This is a genomic window from Marinobacter sp. THAF197a, from assembly GCF_009363275.1.
In the GTDB taxonomy this organism is placed as follows: domain Bacteria; phylum Pseudomonadota; class Gammaproteobacteria; order Pseudomonadales; family Oleiphilaceae; genus Marinobacter.
This window is the reverse complement of record NZ_CP045324.1, coordinates 3,727,051-3,751,515: the sequence shown is the minus strand read 5'-3', so window position 1 is coordinate 3,751,515 and position 24,465 is coordinate 3,727,051. Positions and strand designations below refer to the sequence as shown.

The window sequence follows — 24,465 nt, the reverse complement described above, 5'->3', positions numbered from 1 at the left end:
GGCTACCATGGCGCACAGCACTGACAAGTTACAGACCGTACCGGACATCCGGGACATGCTGACCCGGTTGATTTCGCTGCCCTCCATCAGCAGCGCATCACCGGACTGGGACCACAGTAACGAAGCGGTTGTAAGAACCCTGGCCGAATGGCTGGAGCCCATGGGGTTTGCGGTGGAAATCCTGGAAGTGCCGGGTATGCCGGGCAAATACAACCTGATTGCCACGCTTGGCAGCGGTCCGGGCGGGTTGGTGCTGTCTGGCCATACCGATACCGTTCCGTTCGATGACAAGCGTTGGCAAAGTGATCCGTTCACCCTGACCGAAAAGGACAATCGCTGGTACGGCCTGGGTACCTGCGATATGAAAGGCTTCTTTCCGCTGGCCATTGAAGCGGCCAAAGCTTTTGTCGACCAGCCGCTTCAGCAACCACTGATCATCCTCGCCACAGCGGACGAAGAAAGCTCCATGAACGGCGCCCGGGCACTGGCGGAGGCCGGCAAACCGAAGGCCCGGTATGCGGTCATCGGCGAGCCGACCAACCTCAAGCCGGTGCGCATGCACAAGGGCATCATGATGGAGCGGCTGCGGTTTGATGGTCAATCCGGCCATTCCTCCAACCCGGACCTTGGTCGCAATGCCCTGGAGGGCATGCACGAGGCCCTGGGGGAACTGCTGAATCTGCGCACCGAATGGCAGGAAAAATACCGAAACCCCAACTTCAAAGTGCAGGTACCGACGCTGAACCTGGGCTGCATTCACGGGGGTGACAACCCGAACCGGATCTGCGCTCAGTGCGAACTCCACTTCGATTTGCGTCCGTTGCCGGGGATGAACATGGAAACCCTGCGCCAGGCGATTCTCAACCGGATGCAGCCCCTGGCAGAACGTCGGCAATTGAACCTGACTTTCGAGCCCTTGTTCGACGGCGTGCCGCCTTTTGAAACGCCGGCCGATGCGGCCCTGGTCAAGGCGTGTGAAACGCTGACCGGCCACACCGCCCACGCGGTTGCCTTCGCCACCGAGGCGCCCTGGTTGCAGAAGCTGGGCCTGGAAACCCTGGTGATGGGGCCTGGTTCCATTGACCAGGCGCATCAGCCGGATGAGTTTCTTGAGATGTCGCAATTACAACCCACCGTGGATATTCTGCGCGGTCTGATCAAGCAGTTTTGTCTTTGATGGAAGGGGAGAAAGGTTTGAAATCGAACGAATGGCTGCACGGATTCCGCCACTCATCTCCGTACATCAATGCTCATCGCGGCCGAACCGTCGTGCTGACCATGCCCGGCGATGCCATCGAGCACCGGAACTTCATCAATATCATCCACGACATTGCCTTGCTCAGCAGCCTGGGTGTGCGCCTGGTGGTGGCCTTTGGTGGTCGCCCGCAGATCCAGTCCCGGCTGGACGACGCCGGTCTTGAATCGGCCTTTGCCCGCGGCTTGCGCATCACCCCGGATAACCACTTGCCCCTGGTCATGGAAGCCATCGGGGGCTTGCGGGCCTATCTGGAAAGCCAGTTGTCCATGGGTCTGGTTAACTCGCCCATGCACAATGCCAGAATCCGGGTCACCAGCGGCAACTATGTTACTGCCAAGCCGGTGGGGGTGCTGGATGGCGTGGATTTCGGCTACACCGGGAAAGTGCGCCGGGTGGATACCCGGGGTATTGAACAGCTGCTGGAACAGGGCCACATCGTTCTGTTGCCGCCCATGGGGTACTCGCCCACCGGTGATGCTTTCAATCTGTCTTACGAGGACGTTGGCAGCCAGGTGGCGGCTGCCTTGCAGGCAGAAAAACTGATCGTGTTCATCGATGACGAAGGCCTGCTTGAGGAAGACGGTTCACTGATTCGGGAGCTGTCGGCTCGCCAGGCATCGGAACGCCTCAATACCAATGTGGTGACCGGCCATGACGCGGCACTGCTCAAAGCAGCCTGTGATGCCTGTGTGAAAGGCGTGCGCCGGGCCCACATCATCAGCTACGTGGAAGATGGCGCGTTGCTGGAGGAACTGTTCACACGGGACGGTTCCGGAACCCTGGTCAGCGGGGATAACTACGAGCAGATCCGCCAGGCCAGGGTGGAAGACATCGGGGGTATTCTGGAGTTGATCCAGCCCCTTGAAGAGCAGGGCATCCTGGTGCGCCGCTCCCGGGAAATGCTGGAAACCGAAGTGGACCGCTTCGTCGTGGCCGAGCGGGATGGCACTATCGTTGGCTGTGCTGCCCTATATCATTACCCGGACGAAGGTACCGGTGAACTGTCCTGTTTTGCGGTCGACCCCTCCTACCGGCGCGCCGGGCGGGGAGATGACATTCTGGCGATGATTGAAAAGCTGGCGAAGGGGCAGGGCATCCGCAAACTGTTCGTACTGACTACCCAGACCGAACACTGGTTCCGGGAGCGGGGTTTTCTGCCCACGGCGGTGCAGGATTTGCCCGGGCCAAAGCTGGCGTCCTACAACACTCAGCGCAACTCAAAGGTGTTCTACAAACCGTTGTGACAGGGCACTGAGCTGTTGTTCCCGCTCCTCCGGCGTGGCCCTGGACAAGGTCTTGACCGAGTCATAGAACTGTCCGAAGTCGTAGTGGTGATCCCGCAACAATTGCCGGAATGCCGGCACATGCTGGTTGTATTGCTGGAACAGAGCCAGGTTGGCGTTGTTCAGGCGCACCGGCGGTGTGCCAAATGGGCCAGGCTCCGGGTAGTGTTCTGATAGCTCGGCGTAGGCATGGGCCAGTTCCTCCAACAGGGCCGCCTTGCGGCCCCTTAGCACGTCGGCGGCCAGTACCTGTTGTTGCTGATAGAGCTGTCGGAGCTGTGCGCCGACGTCGTTGACCAGGTCCAGGGTCCGATTACGGTGCTCCAGCCGCTGCAGGGCGCGGTCAAAACCGGCTTCGGACGCCTGCTGTTCCAGCCAGATTCTCAGGCCTTCCAGTTCAACGGCAGTGGCAAAGCTTTCGTTAAACGCGGTGTCTTCCTTGATATACACCACCTGATGGGCCAGTTCGTGGAACATCAGTGCCACCATGCGGTCATCTGGCAGGCTGGTAAAACCGGTGTGCAGAGGGTCATTGAACCAACCCAGGGTAGAGTAGGCAGTGACGGCGCCGATGAAGGTGTCGTAATCCTGTGCGTTGAACCGGGCCTGCTCCTTGCGCGCCCGCTCCAGATTGAAGTAGCCTCGATAGGCTTGGCAGCCCACCACGGGATAACACCACTGGTGAGGGTCCAGCGAGAATTCGGGTACAGCAACCAGGTTGACCACAACCCAGGGCTGGTCCAGCTCAACGTATTTGGTAAAGGCCGTGCCGACGGGTAGCTGAAGTACGTCATTTGCGAAGGTGCGTGCGGACTGTGCAACGGCCAGTTTGCGTTTCAGTTCCGGGTCGGTTTGTGGGTCGCGGGCAACCGATTCCACGGGTTGTCCCCGCAGCATCAGTGAAAGATGGCCGCCCACTGCCTGGCCATAGTAGCCAATGGTCGAACACCCCTGGAGCCCTGTTAACAGTAGCAAAAGAAGATAGATCTGACTAAGCTGTCTCATGTATCCGTACGTTGTGATTGATGGTCTTTCCGGCTCCGCCCTGGTGCTCGTCGTGACAGGCTCGCTGGCTGTTTTCCGGGGCTGGCTATACTCTTTTTATCATAACAGCAGATCACAGCCACTAACTCAGGGATGTTCGCCAGGGCGACGGTCATTGGCGACCAGGCCGGCTTATCAATTGGTCAGGTAGTTCATGGATCCGAGAGAACGTCGTAGCAGTACCCGACAGCCCATTAAACTCGCGGCACAGATCGACGCAGGTGGCGGTAATACCTGGCCCTGCCAGATTGCTGATTTTTGCGCCGAAGGCCTGTTCATCCGCTATTCCGGTGAAACCTCCCGAAAACTGGACCGGGTGTTCGATCAAAGCCAGCCGTCCGAGCTGGTGGTTCGGTTTCGCGGTGTGGACGGCCAGCGCCGATATGAATTGCATGTCAGCCCCGTGCGGCGCATAGATGGCGCTATGGGGGTGAACTTCACCCGCTCCAATCCGGACGCCCTGAATGCCATGCTGCAGCTTTGCGGCAGCAGTGGTGATCAGGCCAGGTCGTCGTTGCGGGCGCCGAGTGAGCGTGTGCAGTTTGTGCTGCATCAGTCTGCCAAAACCGTGACCAGTTTCATCGAACCGCTGATGGATGCCTGTTTCGTGCAGATGGTCGATGCGCTCCGCAAGGCCGCCCAGAAGGCTCCCAGCGATCAGTTGGCCAACGAGTATATGGACGCCTCAGGGCAGCTCCAGGCACGCCAGAGGATTCTTTGGCACCATATGGCGAGGTTTCTGGAATCCCCTCTGAAACCAGCCCAGAAGGGGGTGCCGGGGGCTGAGTTGTCTGTGGTCGACAAGAACGAGTTCGAAGACTGGCTGACCATCCGGGTAATGGTCACTCGGGCCGATACCCAGTACCGTGGCGACCTGCTTCAGCTCAAGCTGCGACTGGACAAGCTCGGTATCGCCAATCGCACCGGCCACCACAACCCGCTTGGGCCAGCGCTGGTCTGTGAGGCCTTCCATCATGCCCTGTTACAGCTCAAGGCAACCAGAGAGGTGGAGAAAGTCTGCCTGAAGACCTTTGAGCAAACCGTGCTTAAACAACTGGCGCCGCTGTACCGGGAACTGAACAACATTCTTATTCGTCATGGCGTGCTGCCAGACCTGGACTTGTCCAAATACCTCAGTGAGCAGGCACCGCCAAAGGACGAGCCCACGCCCGCGCCGACAGTCACCAGGCCAGAAGAGACCCCAGCCGAGAGCCCGGCCCAGCCCGCCGAGGAATCCCGCGCCACGCCCGCAAGCCGAGCCCTGAAAAGCCGGTTATCCGGTGAATTCCGCGGCTACGCCCAGGCCGCCCAGACGGCGTTTTCCACCGTTCGCAATCTGCTCACAACCCTGCAGGCAAGCCGGGTTTCCCGAGGGGAAAGTCCCCGGGAGGACTTTGCCCCCAATGCGCGCCCACTGTCGACCGGTGAACTGCACCGGGAATTGCAGGAGTTGCAGGTACGCGCGGCGGGCCCGGAAGAATCCGCCGCCCCGCTGAAAGAGCGGGTGGTCGAGAAGATCAAGGAAATCGGCGAAGCCCGGCTGGATGACGAGCAGCAGCAAACCCTGGATGTCGTTGATCGCTTTTTCAAAAGTGTCGTGGAAAGCCCCAAACTCAGTGACTATGTGCAGGCCCGGATGCGTCAGCTGGAAGTGCCGGTGCTCAAGGTGGTGATGCGGGATCCGGCGTTTTTTGAGGATCAGGACAGCCCTGTCCGCGGCGTGATGAACCGTTTGGCCCAGCTGGGGGTCAAGGGTGGCCGCCTGAACCCGGTGGTCCAGCGACGGGTCGACGAGCTGGTTCAGCGCATTGCCACGGATTTCGAGCAGGACACCGGCGTGTTTGAACAGACAGTGACCGAGCTGGACACCCTGATTGACCGGCAGAATCTGGTCTACCGCCGGAACGTCGAGCGTGTAACGGCAGCGGCCGAGGGTGCCCAGAAGGTGTCTGAGTCCAAGGCGGCGGTGAGCGCCGCGATTGATCAGCGCATTGCCGGTCGCAAGGTTCCCCGGGCGCTGGTCAGTTTGCTGGAAGGCGGCTGGCGGGACCTGTTGTCACTGACCTGGATTCGCCAGGGGCCAGACAGTCAGCTCTGGCAGGACTACCTGGCGGTGATTGATTCGCTGCTGGCCTTTGCCGATGATCCGGAGAGCAGTATCAACCTGCCGGAGCTTCTGCGGCTGATCCAGGACGGCCTGGCGTCGATATCCAGCAATCACATGCCGTCTTCCCAGATTCGCGATGAATTGAAGCACTTCCTGGTTCGCCGGCCCGACAAAACCCCTGAGATGGTCGAAGTGCCGCCGGCAAAACCAGCGGAGAAAGACCCGCAAACCCTCAACGAGCGGGAACAGCGCAGCCTTCAACGCTGGATCAACCGGTCGCAGCAGCTGCGCACCGGCGACTGGCTGCGGGACCAGACCCGGCCTGACGAACTCCAGTATATCCGGCTGGTCTGGATCGCCCGGGGCTTTAGCCGCTTTGTCTTTGTCAATCATCAGGGCATGCGGGTGGTTGAGCTGGAGCTGGACGCGCTGGCCCGACAGATGCGCAAGGGCATCATCGTGCCTGATAACCAGTACGACCGACCGCTGGTGGATGAAAGTATCGACCGCATGGTCCGCAACGTTTATGACCAGCTGTCCTGGGCGTCCACCCATGACGAGCTGACCCGTTTGCTTAACCGCCGGGAGTTCGAACGGATGCTGGAGCAGCAGTTGGCCCGTCGTGAAGACAGCCGCACTCTGTTGCATCTGGACCTCCGTGGCTTCCGGTTGCTCAATGATACCGCTGGCTACCAGGCTGGTGATGAAACCCTCAAGCAGGTGGCAGAGCTGTTGTGCCGCCATGTGGGTGATGGCATGCCGGTGGCGCGCCTGGCCGGCAATGAATTCGCCATGCTGGTTGCGGAAGAGCAGGGCCAGGATGTGGCCGCGGCCCTGATCGAGGCCATTGAATCGGCTGAGTTTGCCTTTGGCGGCCGCCAGTATACGTTGTCGGCCAACGTTGGCCTGGTGGCCGAGTTGCCGGCTCTGGTGAGTGCCGAACGCTGGCTGAGAAGTTCGGAGCAGGCGTTATCCCAGGCCCGGAAAATGGGGCCGGGCAAGATCGCCGAATTTACTCTGGATGCCGATGACCAGGCCCGCCAGGAGCAGATCGCCGCGCGCGTCGCCAGCCTGTCGGATCCGGATGAAGAACGCATGCTGCTGCGCTGCCAGAAGATCATACCGCTTCATGCCGAGGCCCGGATGACGGCCCAGTATGAGATTCTGATCAGCATGTACGATGACAGCGGCGCCCTGATAACCGGCCAGGATTTTGTGCGCATGGCTGAGCGCTATGATCGCATGCAGGCGGTGGACCGCTGGGTGGTCGGGCATATGCTGGACTGGCTGAGGGACCAGGCACCGGACCCCCGACACGTCGGTGGCGTGTGTATCAACCTGTCTGGGTATTCGTTGAATGATCAGAGCTTGCTGGAATTTATCTACGAGAAGCTCAGTGAAAAAGACGCGCCCATCGAACGGCTGTGGTTTGAGCTGACCGAGGCATCTGCCATCAGCGACGTGCAGGCGGTGGCCGATTTCATCCTGGAGATGAAAGAACTGGGCTGCCGGTTCTGCCTGGGTAATTTCGGCAGTGGCCCCAGTTCGTTCCAGTTCATGCGTTCCCTGCCGGTGGATCTGATCAAGATTGACAGTGCCTTCACCAGCCAGCTGGTGTCGAGCCAGACTGACCAGGCAATGGTGAGATCCATGGTGGACATGGCGCATTACATGAAGCGGGAAGTCATTGCCTCCCAGGTTGAATCCCGAGACGTTCTGGATATGCTCAGGCAGCTGGGTGTGGACTATGCTCAAGGCTTTGTTGTTGAAAAACCACGCTTGCTCACCAGCCTGACCTGATCCGGGAAATTGCTCATTATGTCCAAACGCCACCCTATCATTGCGGTGACCGGCTCCTCCGGGGCCGGCACGACCACCACCGGCCAGATTTTCAGGCGGCTGTTTGCCAGTGAGGAGTTGAACGCCGCCATGGTGGGTGGTGACAGTTTCCACCGGTACACTCGGGAGCAGATGGCCCGGCTGGCGGCCAAGGGACAGTTTGGCGAGCGTAACCACTTCGCCCTGGAAGCCAATCATATCGACCGTCTGGAAGCCTTGTTCTATGACTACAGCCATACCGGCAACGGACGATACCGCCAGTATGTTCACGATGAAGATCGCCAACTGGTTGAGGCCGGTCATAAACCGGGGACATTCACCGCCTGGGGACCACTACCGGCAGACACGGACCTGCTGTTCTATGAAGGGCTACACGGGGGAGTGATCAGCGAAAGCTTCAACATTGCCCAGTACGTTGACCTGCTGATCGGCGTGGTGCCCATTGTAAACCTGGAGTGGATCCAGAAAATCCATCGGGATACCAACCAGCGGGGGTACAGCCAGGAGGCCGTGGTGCAGACCATCATCAACCGCATGGAAGACTACGTACACGATATCGTGCCCCAGTTTTCCCATACCCACATCAACTTCCAGCGGATACCGCTGGTGGATACCTCCAACCCCTTCATCGCCCGGGATGTGCCCAGTGAAGATGAAAGCATGGTGGTGATCCACTTTCGCGACTCTAACGAGGTGGACTTTTCCTGGCTGTTGCAGGCGATTCCCCAGAGCACGCTGTCACGCCACGACACGCTGGTGATTCCGGGGCCAAAGATGGCGTTGGCCATGGAGTTGATCATCCGCCCCATGATCCAACGCCTGATGGCGGGCCGAACCTTCGCCTGATGTTCAGGCGGCGGTTAAGCGCCCAGTCTGGTAATCCCTCAGTGCCTGCTCGATTTCCTCACGGGTATTCATCACGAACGGCCCGTACTGAACAATCGGCTCACCTATCGGGCGGCCCGCAATCAACAGCAGCCGGGCACCGGTTGGGCCTCCGGCCAGCAGGATCTCATCGCCGTCATCCAGCAGGTTGGCGGCGGATAGCCGAAGTTGGGTTTGCGCCTCACCAGTAACCAGACTCGCATTGCCTTCGTAGAGGTACAGCATGGCGTTCAGGGGCTGTGCCACGGGCAGCGAAAGCTGGGCATTGGGCTCAAGGTGAATGTCGGCGTATAGCGGTTCGGTAGTGCCGCCGGTCACGGCACCGGATACCTGCACGCCGCTGACGTTCACCTCGCCGGCAATCAGCTTTACGGAGGCTCCGGGCTGATTGAACACTGGGATGTCTTCGGGCTGAATATCCCGGTAGCCGGCTGGCTTCATTTTCTCGGCTGCCGGCAGGTTCAGCCACAACTGGAAGCCGCGCATGACACCGGATTCCTGTTGCGGCATTTCAGAATGCACGATGCCCCGGCCGGCGGTCATCCACTGCACGCCACCATTACGAAGGTTGCCACGGTTACCCAGGTGGTCTTCGTGCAGCATGTGCCCTTCGATCATGTAGGTGACCGTCTCGAAGCCCCGGTGCGGGTGTGCGGGAAAGCCGGCGATGTAGTCCTGGGGCTGGTCGGAACCAAATTCATCCAGCATCAGGAACGGGTCCATGCGAATGGCCTGGCTTTGACCCAGTGAGCGTTTGATTTTTACGCCGGCGCCATCCGAGGTGCCAAGAGCGGGAATAGTCTGTTTCAGGGAGCGAAGCGTCATGTCGTCCTCCTCTCGTTGATGATGGTTCTATTAAACCGGGGAGAGACGAAGGATGAAAACGCAGAATTCTGGCGGGACAGATCAAAAAAACTGAAGAAGAGCGGCGGTGGCCTGTGGCCACCGCCGCTCAGGCTTATTCCACGTTTCGGGAATAGAAGATTTCCAGCATCTCGCGACGCAGGCGGTCTTCGATGGACTGGGCTTCGGCCGGGTCCAGTTCGTCGGCGTTCACGCCAAAGACATAGTTATCCAGGTTGAACTCTTTCAGCATCATCTTGGTGTGGAACAGGTTTTCCTGGTACACATTCACATCGATCATCTGATAAGCGTTCTGAGTGTCTTCGGTCAGGTAGTTCTGGATCGAGTTGATGTCGTGGTCGATGTAGTGCTTGGTGCCATCGACATCGCGGGTGAAGCCGCGCACCCGGTAGTCCACGGTGACCACATCGGAGTCAAAGCTGTGGATCAGGTAGTTCAACACTTTCAGAGGTGAAATCAGGCCGCAGGTGGACACGTCGATATCGGCGCGGAAGGTGCTGACGCCATCGTGGGGGTGGCTTTCCGGATAGGTGTGAACGGTCACATGGCTCTTGTCCAGGTGCGCCACGATGGTGTCGGGCAGCGGGCCCGGAGATTCCTCATTGTTGGCTTCGCTGTCTGTGAGTTCATGCTCGGCAATCAGCATGGTCACAGAGGCACCGTGGGGCTCGTAGTCCTGACGGGCAATGTTGAGGATGTTGGCGCCGATGATTTTGACCACGTCAGACAGGATCTGGGTCAGACGCTCGGCGTTGTACATCTCGTCGATATAGTCAATGTAGGCTTCACGCTGCTCTTCGGTCTGCGCGTAACAGATATCGTAGATGTTGAAGCTCAGGGATTTGGTCAGGTTGTTGAAACCGTGCAGCTGGAGTTTGGTTTCCATAATAATTGCTCACCTTTTGCGCAGACCTGCGGAGAAAGTTGCGTATTATGCATACCGTGTGTGTCAATGAATAGTATCTACAATGACATTTTTGGTTACGGTGGCCCCACTGGCGGCATGGGGCGCGCTGGCTACGGAAATCGCTTACTCTGCGGCGTGGATTTCGTGACTGTGGGTGATCTCGACGCCGGCTTTTCCGAGCATGATGGACGCTGAGCAGTATTTTTCAGCAGACAGGCTTACCGCCCGCTCGACCTGCTTCTCTTTGAGGTTGTGGCCGGTAACTACAAAATGCAGGTGTATTTTGGTAAAGACAGCCGGTACGGCATCGGCCCGCTCTGCTTCAAGTTCTGTATGGCAGGCGGTGACGTCTTGCCGACTCTTTTTCAGGATGCTCATCACGTCAAAGGCCGAGCAACCACCCACGCCCATCAGCAGCATTTCCATGGGGCGTGGCCCAAGGTTCTCGCCGCCATGATCAGGCGGACCGTCCATCTGCACACTGTGGCCGCTGCCACTGGTAGCCCTGAAACTGGCGTTGCCGGTCCAGTCGACGGTTGCTTTCATCGGGTTCTCCCATGGGTGATGGTTCATGGCCGGATGTGATCAAGGTTGCTCCGGAGCCTGATGGAGGATGCTAGCACAGTCTGATAGTGGCGACAGCTACCCCTTGCGACCAAAGAGGCATTGATCCCAGATACATCTTGTATCCGCTTTCGAGTTGCCGAAAGATGACCTTCTTGTTATAAGTTGCGCTGCAAACAATAAAAATCGCGAAACCCGCAAGGAAATGCGGGGCAGAAAAACATCAGGAATCGCCAGACTCTGAGGAGGCATGTCCCGCACTATGGCTACCATCGTCAAGCCGGTTGAGCAGAAAACCAAACACCTGGATTATTTCCTTTCCCAATGCCACCGTCGGCGTTACCCCGCCAAAAGCACCATTATTTATGCCGGTGACAAAAGCGACTCCCTGTTTTACATCGTCAAAGGTTCCGTCACCGTCATCATTGAAGACGATGATGGCCGCGAGATGATCATGGCCTACCTGAACGCTGGAGACTTTTTCGGCGAAATGGGTCTGTTTGACAACATGGACTCCCGCAGCGCCTGGGTCAAGGCCAAGACCGAGTGTGAAGTGGCGGAGATCAGTTACACCAAGTTCCGTGAGATCGCCCAGCAGGACCCGAGGGTGCTCTATTTCATCGGCGAGCAGATGGCTTCTCGCCTGCGCCAGACCACCCGCAAGGTTGGCGACCTGGCGTTCCTGGATGTGACCGGACGGGTGGCGCGCACCCTGCTGGACCTGTGCAAGGAGCCAGACGCCATGACCCATCCCGATGGCATGCAGATCAAGATCACTCGCCAGGAAATTGGCCGTATTGTTGGTTGTTCCCGGGAGATGGTAGGCCGCGTTCTGAAAACGCTGGAAGACCAGGGCCTGGTTCGGGTCAAGGGCAAAACCATGGTGGTGTACGGCACCCGCTGAACGATTCCCGCCTGGCAACTGCCTCAAAGGCCGCTGACTGTCAGCGGCCTTTTGCGTTGTGGGGGGGCGCCCATATCAGCGATGGGCTTCGACAAATTCCCGTACCGACCGTGACACGGCCGCCGGCTCGGTGATGGGAGCCCAGTGCGTGGTATCCAGTTCCTGCAGGGTCAGCTTGCCGGTCCAGCGGGCCAGGTTCTCGGTGAGTTGGCGGCCCACATAGGCATCCCGGGTGGGGATGATCACCTGTACCGGGCAGCCTGCCAGTCGCGGTTCTGGTCGCAGCAGCTTGCGGATAAAGTTGGCCCGGTAAAGTTTGACGCCATAGTGGCCGTCGGCTTTCTGGTACTCGCTGAACTGGGCATCGGCAATCTGTTCGTGTTTGCGAAGATACCCCGGCCACAAGCGGTCGAGGCCGGCCTTCCACAGGGTTTCGGGCAGCACCGGCAACTGGAACATGAACACGTACCAGGAGCTGGCCAGCTGCTTCAGAACCTTGGTGGTGCCCCCGGAGCGGGGCGCCATGATCTGGTCCCGAAGCCAGTAGCCCACGTGATCCAGGCAAGGCCCCGAAATGGCGGTATAGGATCGAATGCGCCCGTCCAGGGCTCCGGTAGTCACCGTTTCCCAGCTCTGGATAGAGCCCCAGTCGTGGGCCACCAGGTGGAAGCTGCGGCCGGGTATCACCGCGTTGGCCACGGCTTTGAGGTCCTGCGCGAGCCACTTCATTCGATACGCACTGGTCCTGGCAGGCTTGTCGGAGCGACCAGCGCCCCGAACGTCGTAGCGGACGACCAGATAGTCCTTTTTCAGTTGCTCGGTCACCTTGTCCCAGACACTGTGGTTGTCCGGGTAGCCGTGTACCAACACCAATGGCGTGGCCTGGGGATTACCTTCGACTCTGGCGTACAGGAGCAGGTCACCGCTGGTCACCCAATGTTCTTGTTCGATACTCACGCTGATCATTACCTTGTGGTGGCGTTGAAGTCTGATCAGGTTAGCGGTATCCGGTGGCGGGCTCTGCGGCCAAACAGGCCAGAAACCATGCCGGTGATGTCAGCCTGCCAGGGCCTGGTTTCGGCGGAGGCTTTGCTCACGGCCGGGCAAGCATTGCAGCAGGTGCTGCCAGACCACGTCAGCATTGGTTTCGTTCAGCGTTTCGTGACGCCCGCCCTCAAACAGCCGGAGGGTGACTTGTTGCACACCGGCCTCCCGAATGGCCTGAAAGTGACGGCGTATCCCCTTACCCATTTCGCCCACCGGGTCATCGGTGCCGGCGAACAGGTGAACGGGCAGGTCCGGGCGCCACTGGGCGGGATTGATCGACAGCATACCCTGGATAAAGTCTTGCCATAGCCCGGTGGTGCATTCAAATCCGCACCACGGGTCGGCCAGGTACAGATCCACCTGATGCGGGTCCCGACTGAGCCAGTCGCAGGGCGTGCGGTTGGGTTTGAACATCCGGTTAAATTTGCCAAAAGTCATTCGGGCAATGGTCTTGCTGGCGTGCCGCTTCCCACGCAGCGCCCTTATCAGGCGCACCAATAGCAGCGAGAGCCGAAGTTCAGCTGTGTGGATTCGGTTGGTCGCGCTGAGAATCAGCGTATCCAGGTTCTGGCCGTATTGTTGGGCGTAGCTTTGGGCAATGAACGAGCCCATGCTGTGCCCCAGCAGGGCGACCGGAATGCCCGGCATCTGTTCCCGGGCGTAGTGGACCACCTGGTTCAGGTCGTCCACCACTTTCTGCCAGCCGTCCGAGTCTGCGTAGTGTCCAGGGTGACCACTGCCCGGGCCATGACCGCGGTGGTGATAGCTGATAACCGCCACGCCCTGGCCGGCTAACCAGGAGGCCAGGGCAGCATAGCGGTTGCCATGTTCGGCCATGCCGTGGCTGATGATCAGGCAGCAGTTGGGTGACGGCTCTGGTTCAAACAGGGTCGCGTTGATCTGATGGTTGTCAGGGGTTGTCAGTAGCAGGGTCTGTTTGCGCATGTTCCTGGCCGGGTTCCTTTGCGGCCGGGCGTTGCCACTCCGGCGGTTTCCACAGGTGTTTGAGTCGAGACAATAGTCCGCCTGGCTGCTGCATGTCGCGGAACAGGTCCACGTATTCGTGGGTCCAGAGCACAATCAGGTTATTTGAGGCCACCGGGCGGGTGATGCCGTACTCGGGCGGGTCCTTGGCATCTTCGTCCACGAAGGTGCCGAACAGTCGATCCCAGAGGATCAGGGTGCCGCCATAATTACGATCGATGTAGCCGGGGTTGCGACCGTGATGTACCCGGTGATGACTTGGCGTGTTGAATACCTTTTCGACCCAGGCGGGCAGTCTCCCCACCAGCGTGGTGTGGATAAAAAACTGGTAGACCAGGGAAAACGCATAGGCCACGCCAATCCAGACAGGATTGAAACCGATCAGTGCCAGCGGCAGATAGAACATCCACATGCCGTTGAAAATATTGGTGGCGTTCTGGCGCATCGCGGTTGAGAAGTTCATCCGCTCTGACGAGTGGTGCACTACGTGGGCGGCCCAGAACCAGCGCATCCGGTGACTGGCCCGGTGCATCCAGTAAAAACAGAAGTCGACACCCAGAAAGGTAAGGAAGGCCGTGAACCAGTTGAGCTCGAGGTCGAACAGTCGGAAGTGATAACACAGGGCATAAACCGGAAAAGCGATGATGCCTGCGAACAGTAGCTCTGTGGTCTGGTAGCCAGCGCCCAGGGCGAAATTCCGGACTGCCTCGCGGGTATCCATCAGCGCTGGGTCGTGGCGGATTTTCAGGTATTCCCACAGGGTAACGCCGACAAAAATCGGTGTGGCTACCACAAAAATAAGCTGGCGCTCATCCAGTGCCAGCCAGGGGGCTACGGTTTGCCACAGTGCCAGCAGGCCGCTGTTTTCCAGCACCGCCTGCATCATGTCTATCAGTGCCATTAAGGAACCCGGTGTTGTTCTTGTTCAGGGTCTATCTTGGCACAATCACCGCCAAACACGCTGTCCTATTACGTCAGCGAAAGTGGCGGTTTCCGACACATCAACACCCTCAGCGATGCTTCTGGTACAGGGCTTCGATCGGCTCGAGTTTGGGGCGCCACTCTTCCAGCCAGCTCTGTACCGGTTTGGGAATACGGGCGGGTTTTGGCCAGGGCACCGGATACTGGGGCGGTTGGAACAGCGGCGCCAGCAGGGCTGCGGCGGCCAGATCTGCCCGGCTGAACCGGTCGCCCACCAGGTAGGGCCGCTGGCGGTAGATGTCGGTCAGTTCCGTGACCAGCTGTTCCAGGGTCTGTTGCGCCGCATCTGCCGTTTTCTGGTTGATCTTCATCCACTTGCGCATGATCTCATCCACCCGGCTGAAGGCCAGGCTGAGCAGAATCCGGTTATAGAACGGGGTGCCGGCGGCGAGCAAAGGAACTACCACTTTGGGCCGTTGCAGAAAGTAGTGATAGACCCAGGTTCGAATAGCAGGCCCAGCCTGTTCATCCAGCTTTTTTTCCCATTCCAGGGCTTGTTCACGAAGTATGGGGTCTGCCGGTGTCAGTGGGTTGTCGGGGAACATCTGGTCCAGATAATCCACGATCTGCGCTGAACCCTGAACGATCTGGCCGTCATGGTCCAGCACCGGCACCGAGGAATCTGCCCTGGTCATTTGCGTGATGGTTCGCGCGTGTTGGCCCGGGAGCAGATTGATCGGCTTGTAGTTGACGCCTTTGTAGTCCAGTGCCCAGCGGGCTTTCTCCGAATAGTGGGAAATACAGAACTGGTAGAGCTTGACGGTCATGGGTGTGCTCCCGGTGTTTTGATGACGCAAGATTAACGCTTCTGTCAGCGATTTCCCACCAGGCGAGGCGTAGACTGTGAGGGTTGTTCCATAAATTTCAGGGGGTTATATGAGTCTTGCAAAGAATATCCTCGCTATGTTGTTGGTCACTGGGTCGTTGTGGGGATGTTCCCTGTCCCAGGAGCGGGCGACGGGAAAAACCATGAACCTGGCAGGGAGTCAGTGGCAGGTCGAGGAAATTGATGGCGACCCGGTGGCAGAAGGCAGTGATGTCACCATTGCCTTTACTGACGAAGGGCGGGTTTCCGGAAGTTCCTCCTGCAACCGCTACCAGGGTGGCTGGGATGCCAATGGCAACCAGCTTGAACTCTCTCGCATGGCGGCCACCCGCATGGCATGCCCTGAACCTCTGATGCAGCAGGAAAACCGGTTTTTGAAGCTGCTGGGGGATATACGGCATTATCAGTTCGAGGCTGACGGCCGATTGGTGCTTGAAACGGCCGATGGAACAAAAATGACTGCGGTACCACAGCCCAGCGGTAAGGAGTAATCCGCTCCGCTGGTTGTCTGAGACACGTCGAAGGTTGTTTTCCGGGATGCAAGATTCCCGTTTCCGCAATGATGGTTAATCGGGCCGGGAATCTCTAAACTAGCGACCTGTAGTGTGGAACAACAGAGGATGTGTTCATGTTTTTGCGACGAGTATTGCCGTTGTCCGTCGTGGCGCTGACGGGCCTCACCCTGGCAGCCTGTGCCTCCCATCCACAAACCGAGGGCTTGTCCGATTTTGGCCAATATCGCTGCGGTCAGCTGGATGTTCGGATGACCAGCTCCGAAGGCAGTGACCTGGTGGGGCTGGAATACCTGAACAAGCGGGTACTTCTGAAGCCGGCAGTGGCTGCATCCGGTGCGCTCTACAAGGCGCCGGGCGACCCGGATACCAGTTTCTGGGGCAAGGGAGAGCGGGGCACACTGACATTGCGCGGACAGGTCTATCCCGAGTGCCTGGAGCCGGGGGCGATCGAAAGTTCGTTTCGTGCCATCGGTACCGAGCCATTCTGGTCGGTGCAGATTGAGCAGAACCAGATGACCCTGAGCCGTCCATACGATCAGCAGCTCAGCGAGCAGATCGTGCTGAATGAAACATTGGCCAACCGGCACGGGCGAACCTACGAGGCACGGTTCGACGGTCAGGTACTGGAATTCCGTATAGCCCACCAGCTGTGCGAGGACGATATGGCCGGGGCCCAGTATCCGGCGCAGGTTCGGTTAACCCTGGACGGTGAAACCTTCATGGGCTGCGGTGGTGACCGGGAACGTTTGTTCCGCGGTGCAGAATGGGTTGTTGAGGATCTTGCCGGCAGCGGGATCATCGACCGGTCTCGGATCACGATCGAGTTTCTTGACGAAGGGCGGGTTGCTGGCCGGGCCTCCTGTAACCGCTATTCCGGTGGTTTCCGACTGACCGGAGAAGGCCTGAGCTTTACGCCGCCGGCCACCACGCTGATGGCCTGCGCGCCGGCATTGATGAACCAGGAACAGCGGTTTCTCGACCTCATGTCAGAGGTGGTCGATGGCCGAATTGGCCGCTATGGCGAGCTGCTGTTGCGGACGGCGTCCGGTGACACTATTACCGCTTATAAATCCGGGTCAGAGAGCCTGTAAGCCGACAGGATGGCGGCGAGCCTGCCATTGGCCGTCAGCCGGGCCAGGCCGCTGTCCAGCAGGTTTGCCAGTTCGGCTGCGTCAGGGTTTTCCGGCGGGAAGGCAATAAACAGGGGTGCCTCGTAGGCCAGCCCCGCGTTTCTGGGGGCGGCAATGGACGTGTTTTGAGCAAGGAACCAGGACATCACGGCGCTGTCTTCAACAAACACGTCGGTGCGTTCGCGTTCCAGAAGCTGGAGGGCTCGGGCCAGCGGTGCCGGGCCAGACAGAATCCAGATCCGCTCGGAATCATCCGTGTATTCGCTGATGTAGTGATCAAGTTCCGGAGAGTAGGCGTACCCGTTAATCACCAGTAAGGTCTTGCCCTGCAGGGAGTCAATGCCGTCATACTCCCATTGACTTTGCGGGTGGGTATATAGCGTAATGCGGGCTTCGCCAAGGCTGGTCTCGGGGAAGATGAAGTCCGGTGCATCGCCCTTCAGCGCGCCAACCACTCCGTCAATCAATTGCTCCCGCGCCAGCTGCAGCGAGCGTGCCCAGCCGAAATTCTGGTAATCGAATTCGTAGCCCGCCTCCGCGAAGATCTCCCTGGCAATATCCACCATGTAGCCCTCCTGCAGCGCGCCTGCCAGGCAGTTGTGGGGGCACCATGGGTCCGCGGCGAGTATCACGCGCCGAATGGCGGCACCGGCGGCTGTCGCCTGCTTGGGAGCGGCACTGGAAAGGTCGGCCTGGTTCGGAGCGTCGGTTTCTGGTGAATCCGTTGGCGCCTGGTCAGAACAGGCCGATAGCAGGAAAAACGCAGAGAGCAACAGGGTTCTGAACATGAAAGGTTAAACCGCCATCAGTATCGGGGCAGATACCTTAATCATATCGCTTCCTGAATAGTTTGTATTGCATATTTGGGGCTGTAACGCTGTCAATCTATTGCAGCATTTCGGAGGTAGACTCCGGGGCTCAGCGACCAGAGATTGCACCATGACCGAACTACGGGCCCTGACTCCCCACAGCGTCATTCCGGCTGAACAGGCCAGCCGGGATCGCCATCAAAAACGACTGCTCAGAACCTTTCTGCCGGAGCTGGTGCAACTGGAGCGACAGTTGGCTGAAGCACCGGATTTCGTCAGCACCCAGGTGGCTGGCCGAGTGGTTGTTGGCCCCATGGGGTTGCCGATCTATCGGGTGGATCTTGGCACGCCCGCGACGGATGTGCCGGTGGTATTGATTGTGGGCGGGGTGCATGGGCTGGAACGTATTGGCAGCCAGGTGGTGATGGCCTGGCTGGATTCCCTTTTGGCCCGCCTGGGTTGGGACCAGCATCTCAACGCCCTGCTTGAGAAAGTCCACATTACCCTGTTACCGATCGTGAACCCCGGTGGCATGTATCTGAACCAGCGCAGCAATCCCGGCGGAGTGGATCTGATGCGCAACGCGCCCATTACCGCGCAGGACGGCAGTGCCTTTTTACTGGGCGGCCAGCAATGGTCGTCTCGGTTACCCTGGTATCGGGGCCGGCCAGAGCAGGGGATGGAGGTGGAAAATCAGGCGCTGGAAGCAGTGATTCAGGACCTGTTGCCAAACCGACCGTTCAGCCTGGCACTGGATTGCCATTCCGGTTTTGGCTGGCAGGACCAGATCTGGTTTCCTTATGCTTATCGCCGCCGCCCGATGCGACGTATTGATTCGGTTATGGCGCTTAAACTGATCTGGGAGCAGGCCTACCCCAATCACAACTACCGGTTTGAGCCCCAGTCTGCCCACTACCTGACCCATGGCGATCTGTGGGACTATTTCTACAAACAGGTCAACCGGGAAAACAGCGGCGTATTTCTACCCCTGACCCTGGAAATGGGGTCCTGGCGTTGGATACGCAAACGCCCACGGCAACTGTTCCGGCTGGATGGATTTTTCAACCCGCTGGTGCCACACCGGCATCAGCGCGTACTGCGCAGCCATCTGACCTGGATGGATTTTCTGATCAGTGCGGCGGCCAGTCACCAGAACTGGTTGCCCATCGGTGAGCAGCAGTCCATGCTGAGAGAAGCGGCCATCATGCACTGGTACAGGGATACCCGATGATATGCACTGGATACTGCTCAGGGGTTTGACGCGCGAACACGGTCACTGGGGCCCCTTTGCCGAGCAATTGCGAGCGGCGATGCCGGACGACCATGTGCATCTGGTGGATCTGCCTGGTACCGGTATTCACTATCGGGATGACAGCCCCGGGACTATTGCCGGTATCCGGCAGAAGGTACTTGAGCAGGTTGGCCACATCCCGCGCCCGTTCTCCATCGTGGCGTTATCCATGGGCGGGATGGTGGCGCTGGACTGGGCGCAACACGCTGAGTGCGGTGAACTGCAACATCTGGTTCTGATCAACACCAGTTCAGGCTTTAGCCCACCCTGGCGCCGGATGCGGCCCGGTACCTGGCCAAGGGTGCTTCGGCTACTGGCCAGGCGCGAGTTGTTTCATCGTGAACGGGATATACTGAAACTGACCTCCAACCGCGAGGTACCGTTGGCTCTCTGCAAATCCTGGTACAGCATTCAGCGCCAGCGTCCGGTGTCGTTCCAAACCACGGTCCGGCAGTTGACTGCCGCCGCTCGTTACAAACCTGGAGCCAAGGCACCGATGGCGGACGCCTTGCTGTTAGCCAGCAAAGGGGACCGGATTGTGCACTGGCAGTGCAGTGCGGAGCTGGAAAAGCGCTGGTGTTGGACCCTGAAAGTGCATCCGGATGCGGGTCACGACCTGCCCCTGGACGAGCCAGCCTGGGTTATCCGGCAGATTCGGGAATGGTTGCCGGGCCAGTAGCAGTTGCTTGACGCAACCGTTTTTTCCGTTCACTCTCAAGGCCTTGATGTCAGATCAACGGAGCCAATAACAATATGAAAATCTTTGAGACCAAGTCTGCCCCCAATCCTCGTCGTGTGCGCATATTCATGGCGGAGAAGGGCCTTCTGGACAAGGCCGAGTTTGTACAGGTGGATATCGAAAAAGGCGAGAACCTGACACCGGAATACGTAGCCCGCAACCCGATGAAGAAAGTGCCGGTCATGGAATTGGACGATGGCACCTGCATTGCGGAAACCATGGCCATCTGCCGTTACTTCGAAGAAGCCTACCCGGACACGCCCAAACTGCTGGGGGAAACCCCGGTCGAAAAAGCGCTGGTGGAGCAGTGGCTGCGCTGGCTGGAATTCTATTTCTTCATGCCCACCGGCATGTGCTTCCAGCACACCACCGGATACTTCAAGGACCGGATGAACCCGATCAAAGAGTGGGGCGAGGAATGCGGGAAGGGTGTTGAGAAGTTCATGCACTTCCTGGATAAGCACCTGGAAGGCAACGAGTACATCTGCTGCGACCGCTTCACCGCCGCCGACATCAACGCCTTCACCACCATCGCCTTTGCCCGGGTGGTGAATATCCGCATCAAGCCGGAACAGGCCAACCTGCAAGCCTGGTATGACCGGATCAAGGCCCGGCCCTCCGCCCAGGTATGAACCAACAATAAAGGTAACCATGAGCCAGAAACTGGATTGCACCCTGAGCGCCATTGATCAAGCCAACCTGGCCGATCCGAATCGGGAGTTGGTAGAGGGAGAAACACTGCCCAGGGAATATGCCTACAGCCTGCATATGACCCGCTGGTTGTTTGAGCTGGAACCGGCGCCTTCCGAGCGCATGCAGATTGCCTGCCGGGCCCAGCATATTGAACGCTGGACCATGCCCCGTAGTGATTACGGGGAGGGCCGGCAAAATTACTACCAGTGGCGCCAGGCCTGTGGCCGGATGCATGGCTGGCGGGCGGCGGAGATTATGGCTGAATGTGGTTACCCGCCGGAGGAGTGCGAGCGGGTGGAGTTGATTCTCACCAAGCGCAAGCTGCGGGAGGATGAAGACACCCAGTTGCTGGAAGATGTCGCTTGCATGGTGTTTCTGGAACGTTACTTCGCCGACTTTTTCGACGAGAAACCCGATTACGACAAAGAGAAGTGGCTGCGCATTGTGCGCCGAACCTGGGGCAAGATGACCCCTCGTGGCCACGAGGCGGCGCTGAAGCTGGCCGGCAATCTGCCAGGCCACCTTCAGGCATTACTGCAGGAGGCCTTGGCGGAATAAAGCTGGCTATTGGTGCGGTTCAGAACCTGACCGGCTGGCTCGCTTCCATCTGTTCACCCTTCTGATCCTGCCAGACCAGCTTCAGCTCGCCTTCCGCTTCCGGCGTAAGCTGGAACTGCAGGTAGGGGTTGGCAGAGGTGCCCGTGAAAAAGCGGGCGGTCAGTACCGGCTCGTCGTTCAGGGTGGCCGTCAGCGATTCAACCAGCTGTTGTTCAATGCTGTCATCAGCCTGGCCGTCCGGCCGCAGGCCAGTTTCCATAGGATGATTGATCAGCGAACGCACGGTCACCGGCTGGCCCTGGCGGACACTGCCGGCAAGGGCCAGGCGGGGGTTCGCCATGGCAATGGCAGACGCATCACCGCCGCCCACCAGACAGCCACTGACCGTCACTCTTACATCCCGGGTTGTCAGAAAGGCGCGATCCTGGTTGGTGATGGCCAGGGCCACCACCTGCTGGGTTTCGCTGAGGCGAATCCGGGTGGCAATGTTGGCGGGTGAAGCCAGCGGGCCCAGGGTAATATCGGCTACCTCTGGGCGTGGATTGCCGGGGGCAAACAGGCGGATCTTTTCGATGTGTTCGCCATCTTCCAGGCTACCGGTAAACGACACGGACAACGCAACACTGCTGCCGTCTTCCGCCACCAGGGGAAGCTCAAGGCTCAGGCCTTCCAGTTCAGGTACCCGGTTGTCGAGTGCCTGGGTCACGGCTTCTACCCTTTGCCAACGCTGATCGGCGTTGGCGGTACCCATCACGAACATCAGGGCAAGAGCAGCGAGCAGGGAACGGGATATCATGACTACCTCGAATTGATCAGAACCATTGGCCGTGCGCTTAGCGGCTGGCAGCACTGCCGCCACTGAAACGAAGCGCCAGGCGTGAGCCTGCTACTATACCGGCAAGGGCCAGAAAACTGGAAATTGCCAGAGTGGAAAAACCACTGAGTCCCTGGCCCAGTGTGCAGCCTATCGACATGATGCCGCCCACGCCCATCAGGAAACCACCGACAATGGCACGGCCATTGTGGCTCGGGCTGGTGAAGCTTTGCCAGGCAAACTCCCGGGTGAGCAGCGACACCAGAAGACTACCGACTACGATACCCGCTACCACGGTAACCCCGAAGCGCAGTGATGTGCCGGTGGAGAGCATCAGGTACTGAAGGCTGTCGCCCACCGGTGCGACAAAGGTGAGAGACGCCAGCCGAACCGGGTCAAAATCGTCTGCGCCCAGTACCCCGGTGATCCACCAGCCTGCAGCCACCAGAAGCCCGATCAGCAGCCCGCCAAGCCAGTCCCGCGGCGAGGTTCGGAATGCCTGGGAAGACAGTGCCCAGGCAATCAATGCCAGAGACAGAGCACCGGACAGAACCAGGCGACCGGTAGCGGTGTCGAGCCCCATGGGCGTCGTCAGCAGGGTCAGATCGGTGGCCGGGAGGGTCGGCCGGTACAGGCTTTCCATCCACAACCGGAATTCGGCCAGAACCCCCGACATGGTCATATAGGCAGCAATGCCAAGAACCAGCAACACCAGTAACGAGCGCAGATTGCCAGTGCCCAGCAACACCAGCGAGCGGGCGCCACAGGCGTTGGCCAGGGCCATGCCATAGCCAAACAGCAGGCCGCCAACAAGCAGGGCGGCCACTGGTAAACTGGTGGGGTGGTAGGGGGTTCGGGTGAGGTTGATGCCTGCCTGCCAGGCCAGCCACTGGCTGCTGACCAGCGCGACCGCCATGGCCAGGGCGAAGGCCCTGAGCCGGCGGCTGTCGTCCTGCTGCCAGCGATTAAACAGGCCCCGCAGCAGACAGAATCGGCTCCACTGGGCGATCATGCCGTATGCCACGCCGAGCAGGGCGCCGGCCCAGAGCACGGCGCTCAGGTGGTTTGCAAACAGGTTACCCATCGTCCCGGCCTAGCGGCGTGTGCCCCAAGTGTCCTGAGTGATGGCGCTGTACCAGCCCGACGCGTAATCGGCTTCCAGTTTGCGGAAGGTTGCATTGGCATCGCTGGGGCTGACCCCGCCGGAGGACTCGTGAATCAGGCCTTCCTGAATCCGGTACACCGCAGCCACGGAAATGCCGTATTCCGGGTTGATCAGGCTGTAACAGGTGTTGGCCCAGGACGGCTCCAGCGGCCGCTGACCTTCCAGGGCGGCAATAATGGCCGCGGCGGCCACCTTGCCCTGGGCGTTGGCGGCAAAGCCGGACTTCGGCATCGGGGCGGCAATGGTGGCGTCGCCCACCACGTAGATGTCCTTCACCTGAGTGGATTCGAACGTGACCGGGTCTACCGGCACCCAGCCGGACTCATTGGTTACGCCCGCCCGGTCAGCAATAAAGCCGGCCTTCTGGGGCGGCACCACGTTCAGCACCGAGGCTTTGTGGATGGTGCCGAATTCGGTTTCCACTTCCCGCTTGCCGGCATCAACGCGAGTTACCTTGCCGTCGCCAGACAGCCCGACCCACTCAATTCGGTCGCCGTGCACGTCTTTCCAGCCCTGCATGAACAGGCCCTGTTTGGAGAAGTTGTCCTTGGCGTCCAGGATCAGCACCTTTGAGCGCGGTTTGTGCTGGCTCAGGTAATGGGCCACCAGGCTGGCCCGTTCATAGGGCCCAGGCGGGCACCGGAACGGATTGGCGGGCGCCGTCAAAACGAACACCCCGCCGTCGTCCATGGCTTCGATCTGGCGGCGCAGGAGTCGGGTCTGGTCGCCGGCCTTCCAGGCATGGGGCGCCTGTTCTGCCGCGGCCTGGTCATAACCTTCGATGGCGTTCCAGCGAATATCAATGCCCGGAGACAACAGCAGTTTCTCGTAACGGATGCTGCTGCCATCGCCAAGGCTGACCGTGCGGGACACCGGGTCAACGTCCTGGGCCGTGGTGTGAACGACCCGGACACCCAGCTCACGCAGCTCGTTGTAGTTGTGGCTGATGCTGTCCATGGTGCGCATGCCCGCCAGTACCAGGTTCGAGAACGGGCAGGTGTAGAACACCTTGTTGGGTTCAATCAGAGTGACGTCCAGATCCGGTGCGTTGCGCTTCAGGTACTTGGCGGCGGTGGCGCCACCAAAGCCGCCGCCAACCACCACAACCCTTGCCGACAGGTCTTTACGGCTTGGCCCGCCAAGGCTGCTGCAGGCGCCCAGCAGAGGCAGGGCAGAGGCCGCGCCCATCAACTTGAGCAGATCACGACGGGACGAGTTCAGGCCCTGATTCTTGATGTTTGATTTGGTCATGGTCTCG

23 protein-coding genes are annotated in these 24,465 nt (G+C 59.4%); 11 read left to right on the top strand and 12 right to left on the bottom strand.

What is annotated here, in order from left to right:
- Positions 1-7 precede the first annotated feature (7 nt).
- Both argE and argA read left to right on the top strand, forming a co-directional pair.
- Positions 8-1,177, top strand: coding sequence for an acetylornithine deacetylase (gene argE, locus FIV08_RS17410; protein ID WP_152439254.1), 1,170 nt, complete (start codon positions 8-10; stop codon positions 1,175-1,177).
- Between the two features lie 17 nt (positions 1,178-1,194).
- The gene (argA, locus tag FIV08_RS17405; protein WP_072678107.1) at positions 1,195-2,502 is read left to right on the top strand and encodes an amino-acid N-acetyltransferase; all 1,308 of its coding nucleotides are present in this window, start codon (positions 1,195-1,197) and stop codon (positions 2,500-2,502) included.
- On the opposite strand, the gene FIV08_RS17400 is transcribed toward argA, so the two are convergent.
- The gene (locus FIV08_RS17400) at positions 2,476-3,546 is read right to left on the bottom strand and encodes an aminopeptidase (protein ID WP_152439253.1); all 1,071 of its coding nucleotides are present in this window, start codon (positions 3,544-3,546) and stop codon (positions 2,476-2,478) included. The genes argA and FIV08_RS17400 overlap by 27 nt on opposite strands.
- 193 nt (positions 3,547-3,739) lie before the next feature.
- Between FIV08_RS17400 and FIV08_RS17395 the strand changes: the two genes are divergently transcribed.
- Together FIV08_RS17395 and FIV08_RS17390 are read left to right on the top strand one after the other, a co-directional pair.
- Entirely contained in the window at positions 3,740-7,492 is a 3,753-nt protein-coding gene (locus FIV08_RS17395; RefSeq protein WP_152439252.1) for a DUF1631 family protein, read from the top strand.
- Positions 7,493-7,510: 18 nt separating this feature from the next.
- A complete protein-coding gene (locus tag FIV08_RS17390) occupies positions 7,511-8,377 on the top strand; it encodes a phosphoribulokinase (protein WP_072676143.1) in 867 nt (288 codons plus the stop codon).
- A 3-nt stretch (positions 8,378-8,380) separates the two neighbouring features.
- On the opposite strand, the gene FIV08_RS17385 is transcribed toward FIV08_RS17390, so the two are convergent.
- From FIV08_RS17385 to FIV08_RS17375, 3 genes are all read right to left on the bottom strand, one after another.
- On the bottom strand, positions 8,381-9,241 hold the full coding sequence (locus FIV08_RS17385; protein WP_152439251.1) for a pirin family protein: 861 nt from the start codon (positions 9,239-9,241) through the stop codon (positions 8,381-8,383).
- A 133-nt stretch (positions 9,242-9,374) separates the two neighbouring features.
- Positions 9,375-10,166 carry an adenosylmethionine decarboxylase gene (gene speD / locus FIV08_RS17380; RefSeq protein ID WP_058091492.1) on the bottom strand — a complete coding sequence of 264 codons (792 nt, stop codon included), beginning with the start codon at positions 10,164-10,166 and terminating at the stop codon, positions 9,375-9,377.
- 144 nt (positions 10,167-10,310) lie between these two features.
- Positions 10,311-10,733, bottom strand: coding sequence for an OsmC family protein (locus FIV08_RS17375; RefSeq protein WP_152439250.1), 423 nt, complete (start codon positions 10,731-10,733; stop codon positions 10,311-10,313).
- A gap of 280 nt (positions 10,734-11,013) precedes the next feature.
- On the opposite strand from FIV08_RS17375, the gene crp reads away from it, so the two are divergent.
- Positions 11,014-11,655: a cAMP-activated global transcriptional regulator CRP gene (gene crp / locus FIV08_RS17370; RefSeq protein ID WP_007153756.1), complete on the top strand. Its 642-nt coding sequence runs from the start codon at positions 11,014-11,016 to the stop codon at positions 11,653-11,655.
- A 75-nt stretch (positions 11,656-11,730) separates the two neighbouring features.
- On the opposite strand, the gene FIV08_RS17365 is transcribed toward crp, so the two are convergent.
- From FIV08_RS17365 to FIV08_RS17350, 4 genes are all read right to left on the bottom strand, one after another.
- Complete coding sequence (locus FIV08_RS17365; RefSeq protein WP_152439249.1) at positions 11,731-12,612, bottom strand: alpha/beta fold hydrolase; 882 nt, start codon at positions 12,610-12,612, stop codon at positions 11,731-11,733.
- Positions 12,613-12,711: 99 nt separating this feature from the next.
- Positions 12,712-13,647: an alpha/beta fold hydrolase gene (locus tag FIV08_RS17360; RefSeq protein ID WP_152439248.1), complete on the bottom strand. Its 936-nt coding sequence runs from the start codon at positions 13,645-13,647 to the stop codon at positions 12,712-12,714.
- Entirely contained in the window at positions 13,613-14,587 is a 975-nt protein-coding gene (locus tag FIV08_RS17355; protein WP_072676147.1) for a sterol desaturase family protein, read from the bottom strand. Before FIV08_RS17355 ends, FIV08_RS17360 begins: the two co-directional genes overlap by 35 nt.
- A 109-nt stretch (positions 14,588-14,696) precedes the next feature.
- Positions 14,697-15,434 carry a glutathione S-transferase family protein gene (locus FIV08_RS17350; RefSeq protein ID WP_072676148.1) on the bottom strand — a complete coding sequence of 246 codons (738 nt, stop codon included), beginning with the start codon at positions 15,432-15,434 and terminating at the stop codon, positions 14,697-14,699.
- Positions 15,435-15,543: 109 nt separating this feature from the next.
- Between FIV08_RS17350 and FIV08_RS17345 the strand changes: the two genes are divergently transcribed.
- Together FIV08_RS17345 and FIV08_RS17340 are read left to right on the top strand one after the other, a co-directional pair.
- On the top strand, positions 15,544-15,984 hold the full coding sequence (locus tag FIV08_RS17345) for an META domain-containing protein (protein WP_058091488.1): 441 nt from the start codon (positions 15,544-15,546) through the stop codon (positions 15,982-15,984).
- A 137-nt stretch (positions 15,985-16,121) separates the two neighbouring features.
- A complete protein-coding gene (locus FIV08_RS17340) occupies positions 16,122-17,099 on the top strand; it encodes an META domain-containing protein (RefSeq protein ID WP_152439247.1) in 978 nt (325 codons plus the stop codon).
- Here the strand turns inward: FIV08_RS17340 and FIV08_RS17335 are convergent.
- Entirely contained in the window at positions 17,072-17,926 is an 855-nt protein-coding gene (locus FIV08_RS17335; RefSeq protein WP_152439246.1) for a substrate-binding periplasmic protein, read from the bottom strand. The genes FIV08_RS17340 and FIV08_RS17335 overlap by 28 nt on opposite strands.
- A 151-nt stretch (positions 17,927-18,077) precedes the next feature.
- Between FIV08_RS17335 and FIV08_RS17330 the strand changes: the two genes are divergently transcribed.
- The 4 genes from FIV08_RS17330 to FIV08_RS17315 all read left to right on the top strand — a co-directional run bounded on the left by FIV08_RS17330 (position 18,078) and on the right by FIV08_RS17315 (position 21,228).
- Entirely contained in the window at positions 18,078-19,178 is a 1,101-nt protein-coding gene (locus FIV08_RS17330; protein ID WP_152439245.1) for a M14 family zinc carboxypeptidase, read from the top strand.
- A 1-nt stretch (position 19,179) separates the two neighbouring features.
- Entirely contained in the window at positions 19,180-19,917 is a 738-nt protein-coding gene (locus FIV08_RS17325; protein WP_072676153.1) for an alpha/beta fold hydrolase, read from the top strand.
- A 74-nt stretch (positions 19,918-19,991) separates the two neighbouring features.
- Positions 19,992-20,609, top strand: a complete 618-nt coding sequence (locus FIV08_RS17320) for a glutathione S-transferase family protein (protein ID WP_152439244.1) — start codon at positions 19,992-19,994, stop codon at positions 20,607-20,609.
- Positions 20,610-20,628: 19 nt separating this feature from the next.
- The gene (locus FIV08_RS17315; protein WP_152439243.1) at positions 20,629-21,228 is read left to right on the top strand and encodes a DUF4202 domain-containing protein; all 600 of its coding nucleotides are present in this window, start codon (positions 20,629-20,631) and stop codon (positions 21,226-21,228) included.
- Between the two features lie 19 nt (positions 21,229-21,247).
- Here FIV08_RS17315 and soxZ read toward each other — a convergent pair whose 3' ends face one another.
- Genes soxZ through FIV08_RS17300 form a run of 3 tightly spaced genes read right to left on the bottom strand, consistent with a single transcriptional unit; the run spans position 21,248 to position 24,458 of the window.
- Positions 21,248-22,024: a thiosulfate oxidation carrier complex protein SoxZ gene (gene soxZ / locus FIV08_RS17310; RefSeq protein WP_152439242.1), complete on the bottom strand. Its 777-nt coding sequence runs from the start codon at positions 22,022-22,024 to the stop codon at positions 21,248-21,250.
- Positions 22,025-22,061: 37 nt separating this feature from the next.
- Positions 22,062-23,126, bottom strand: coding sequence for a YeeE/YedE family protein (locus tag FIV08_RS17305; protein WP_152439241.1), 1,065 nt, complete (start codon positions 23,124-23,126; stop codon positions 22,062-22,064).
- Between the two features lie 9 nt (positions 23,127-23,135).
- The gene (locus FIV08_RS17300) at positions 23,136-24,458 is read right to left on the bottom strand and encodes an FCSD flavin-binding domain-containing protein (protein ID WP_058091479.1); all 1,323 of its coding nucleotides are present in this window, start codon (positions 24,456-24,458) and stop codon (positions 23,136-23,138) included.
- Positions 24,459-24,465: the final 7 nt, after the last annotated feature.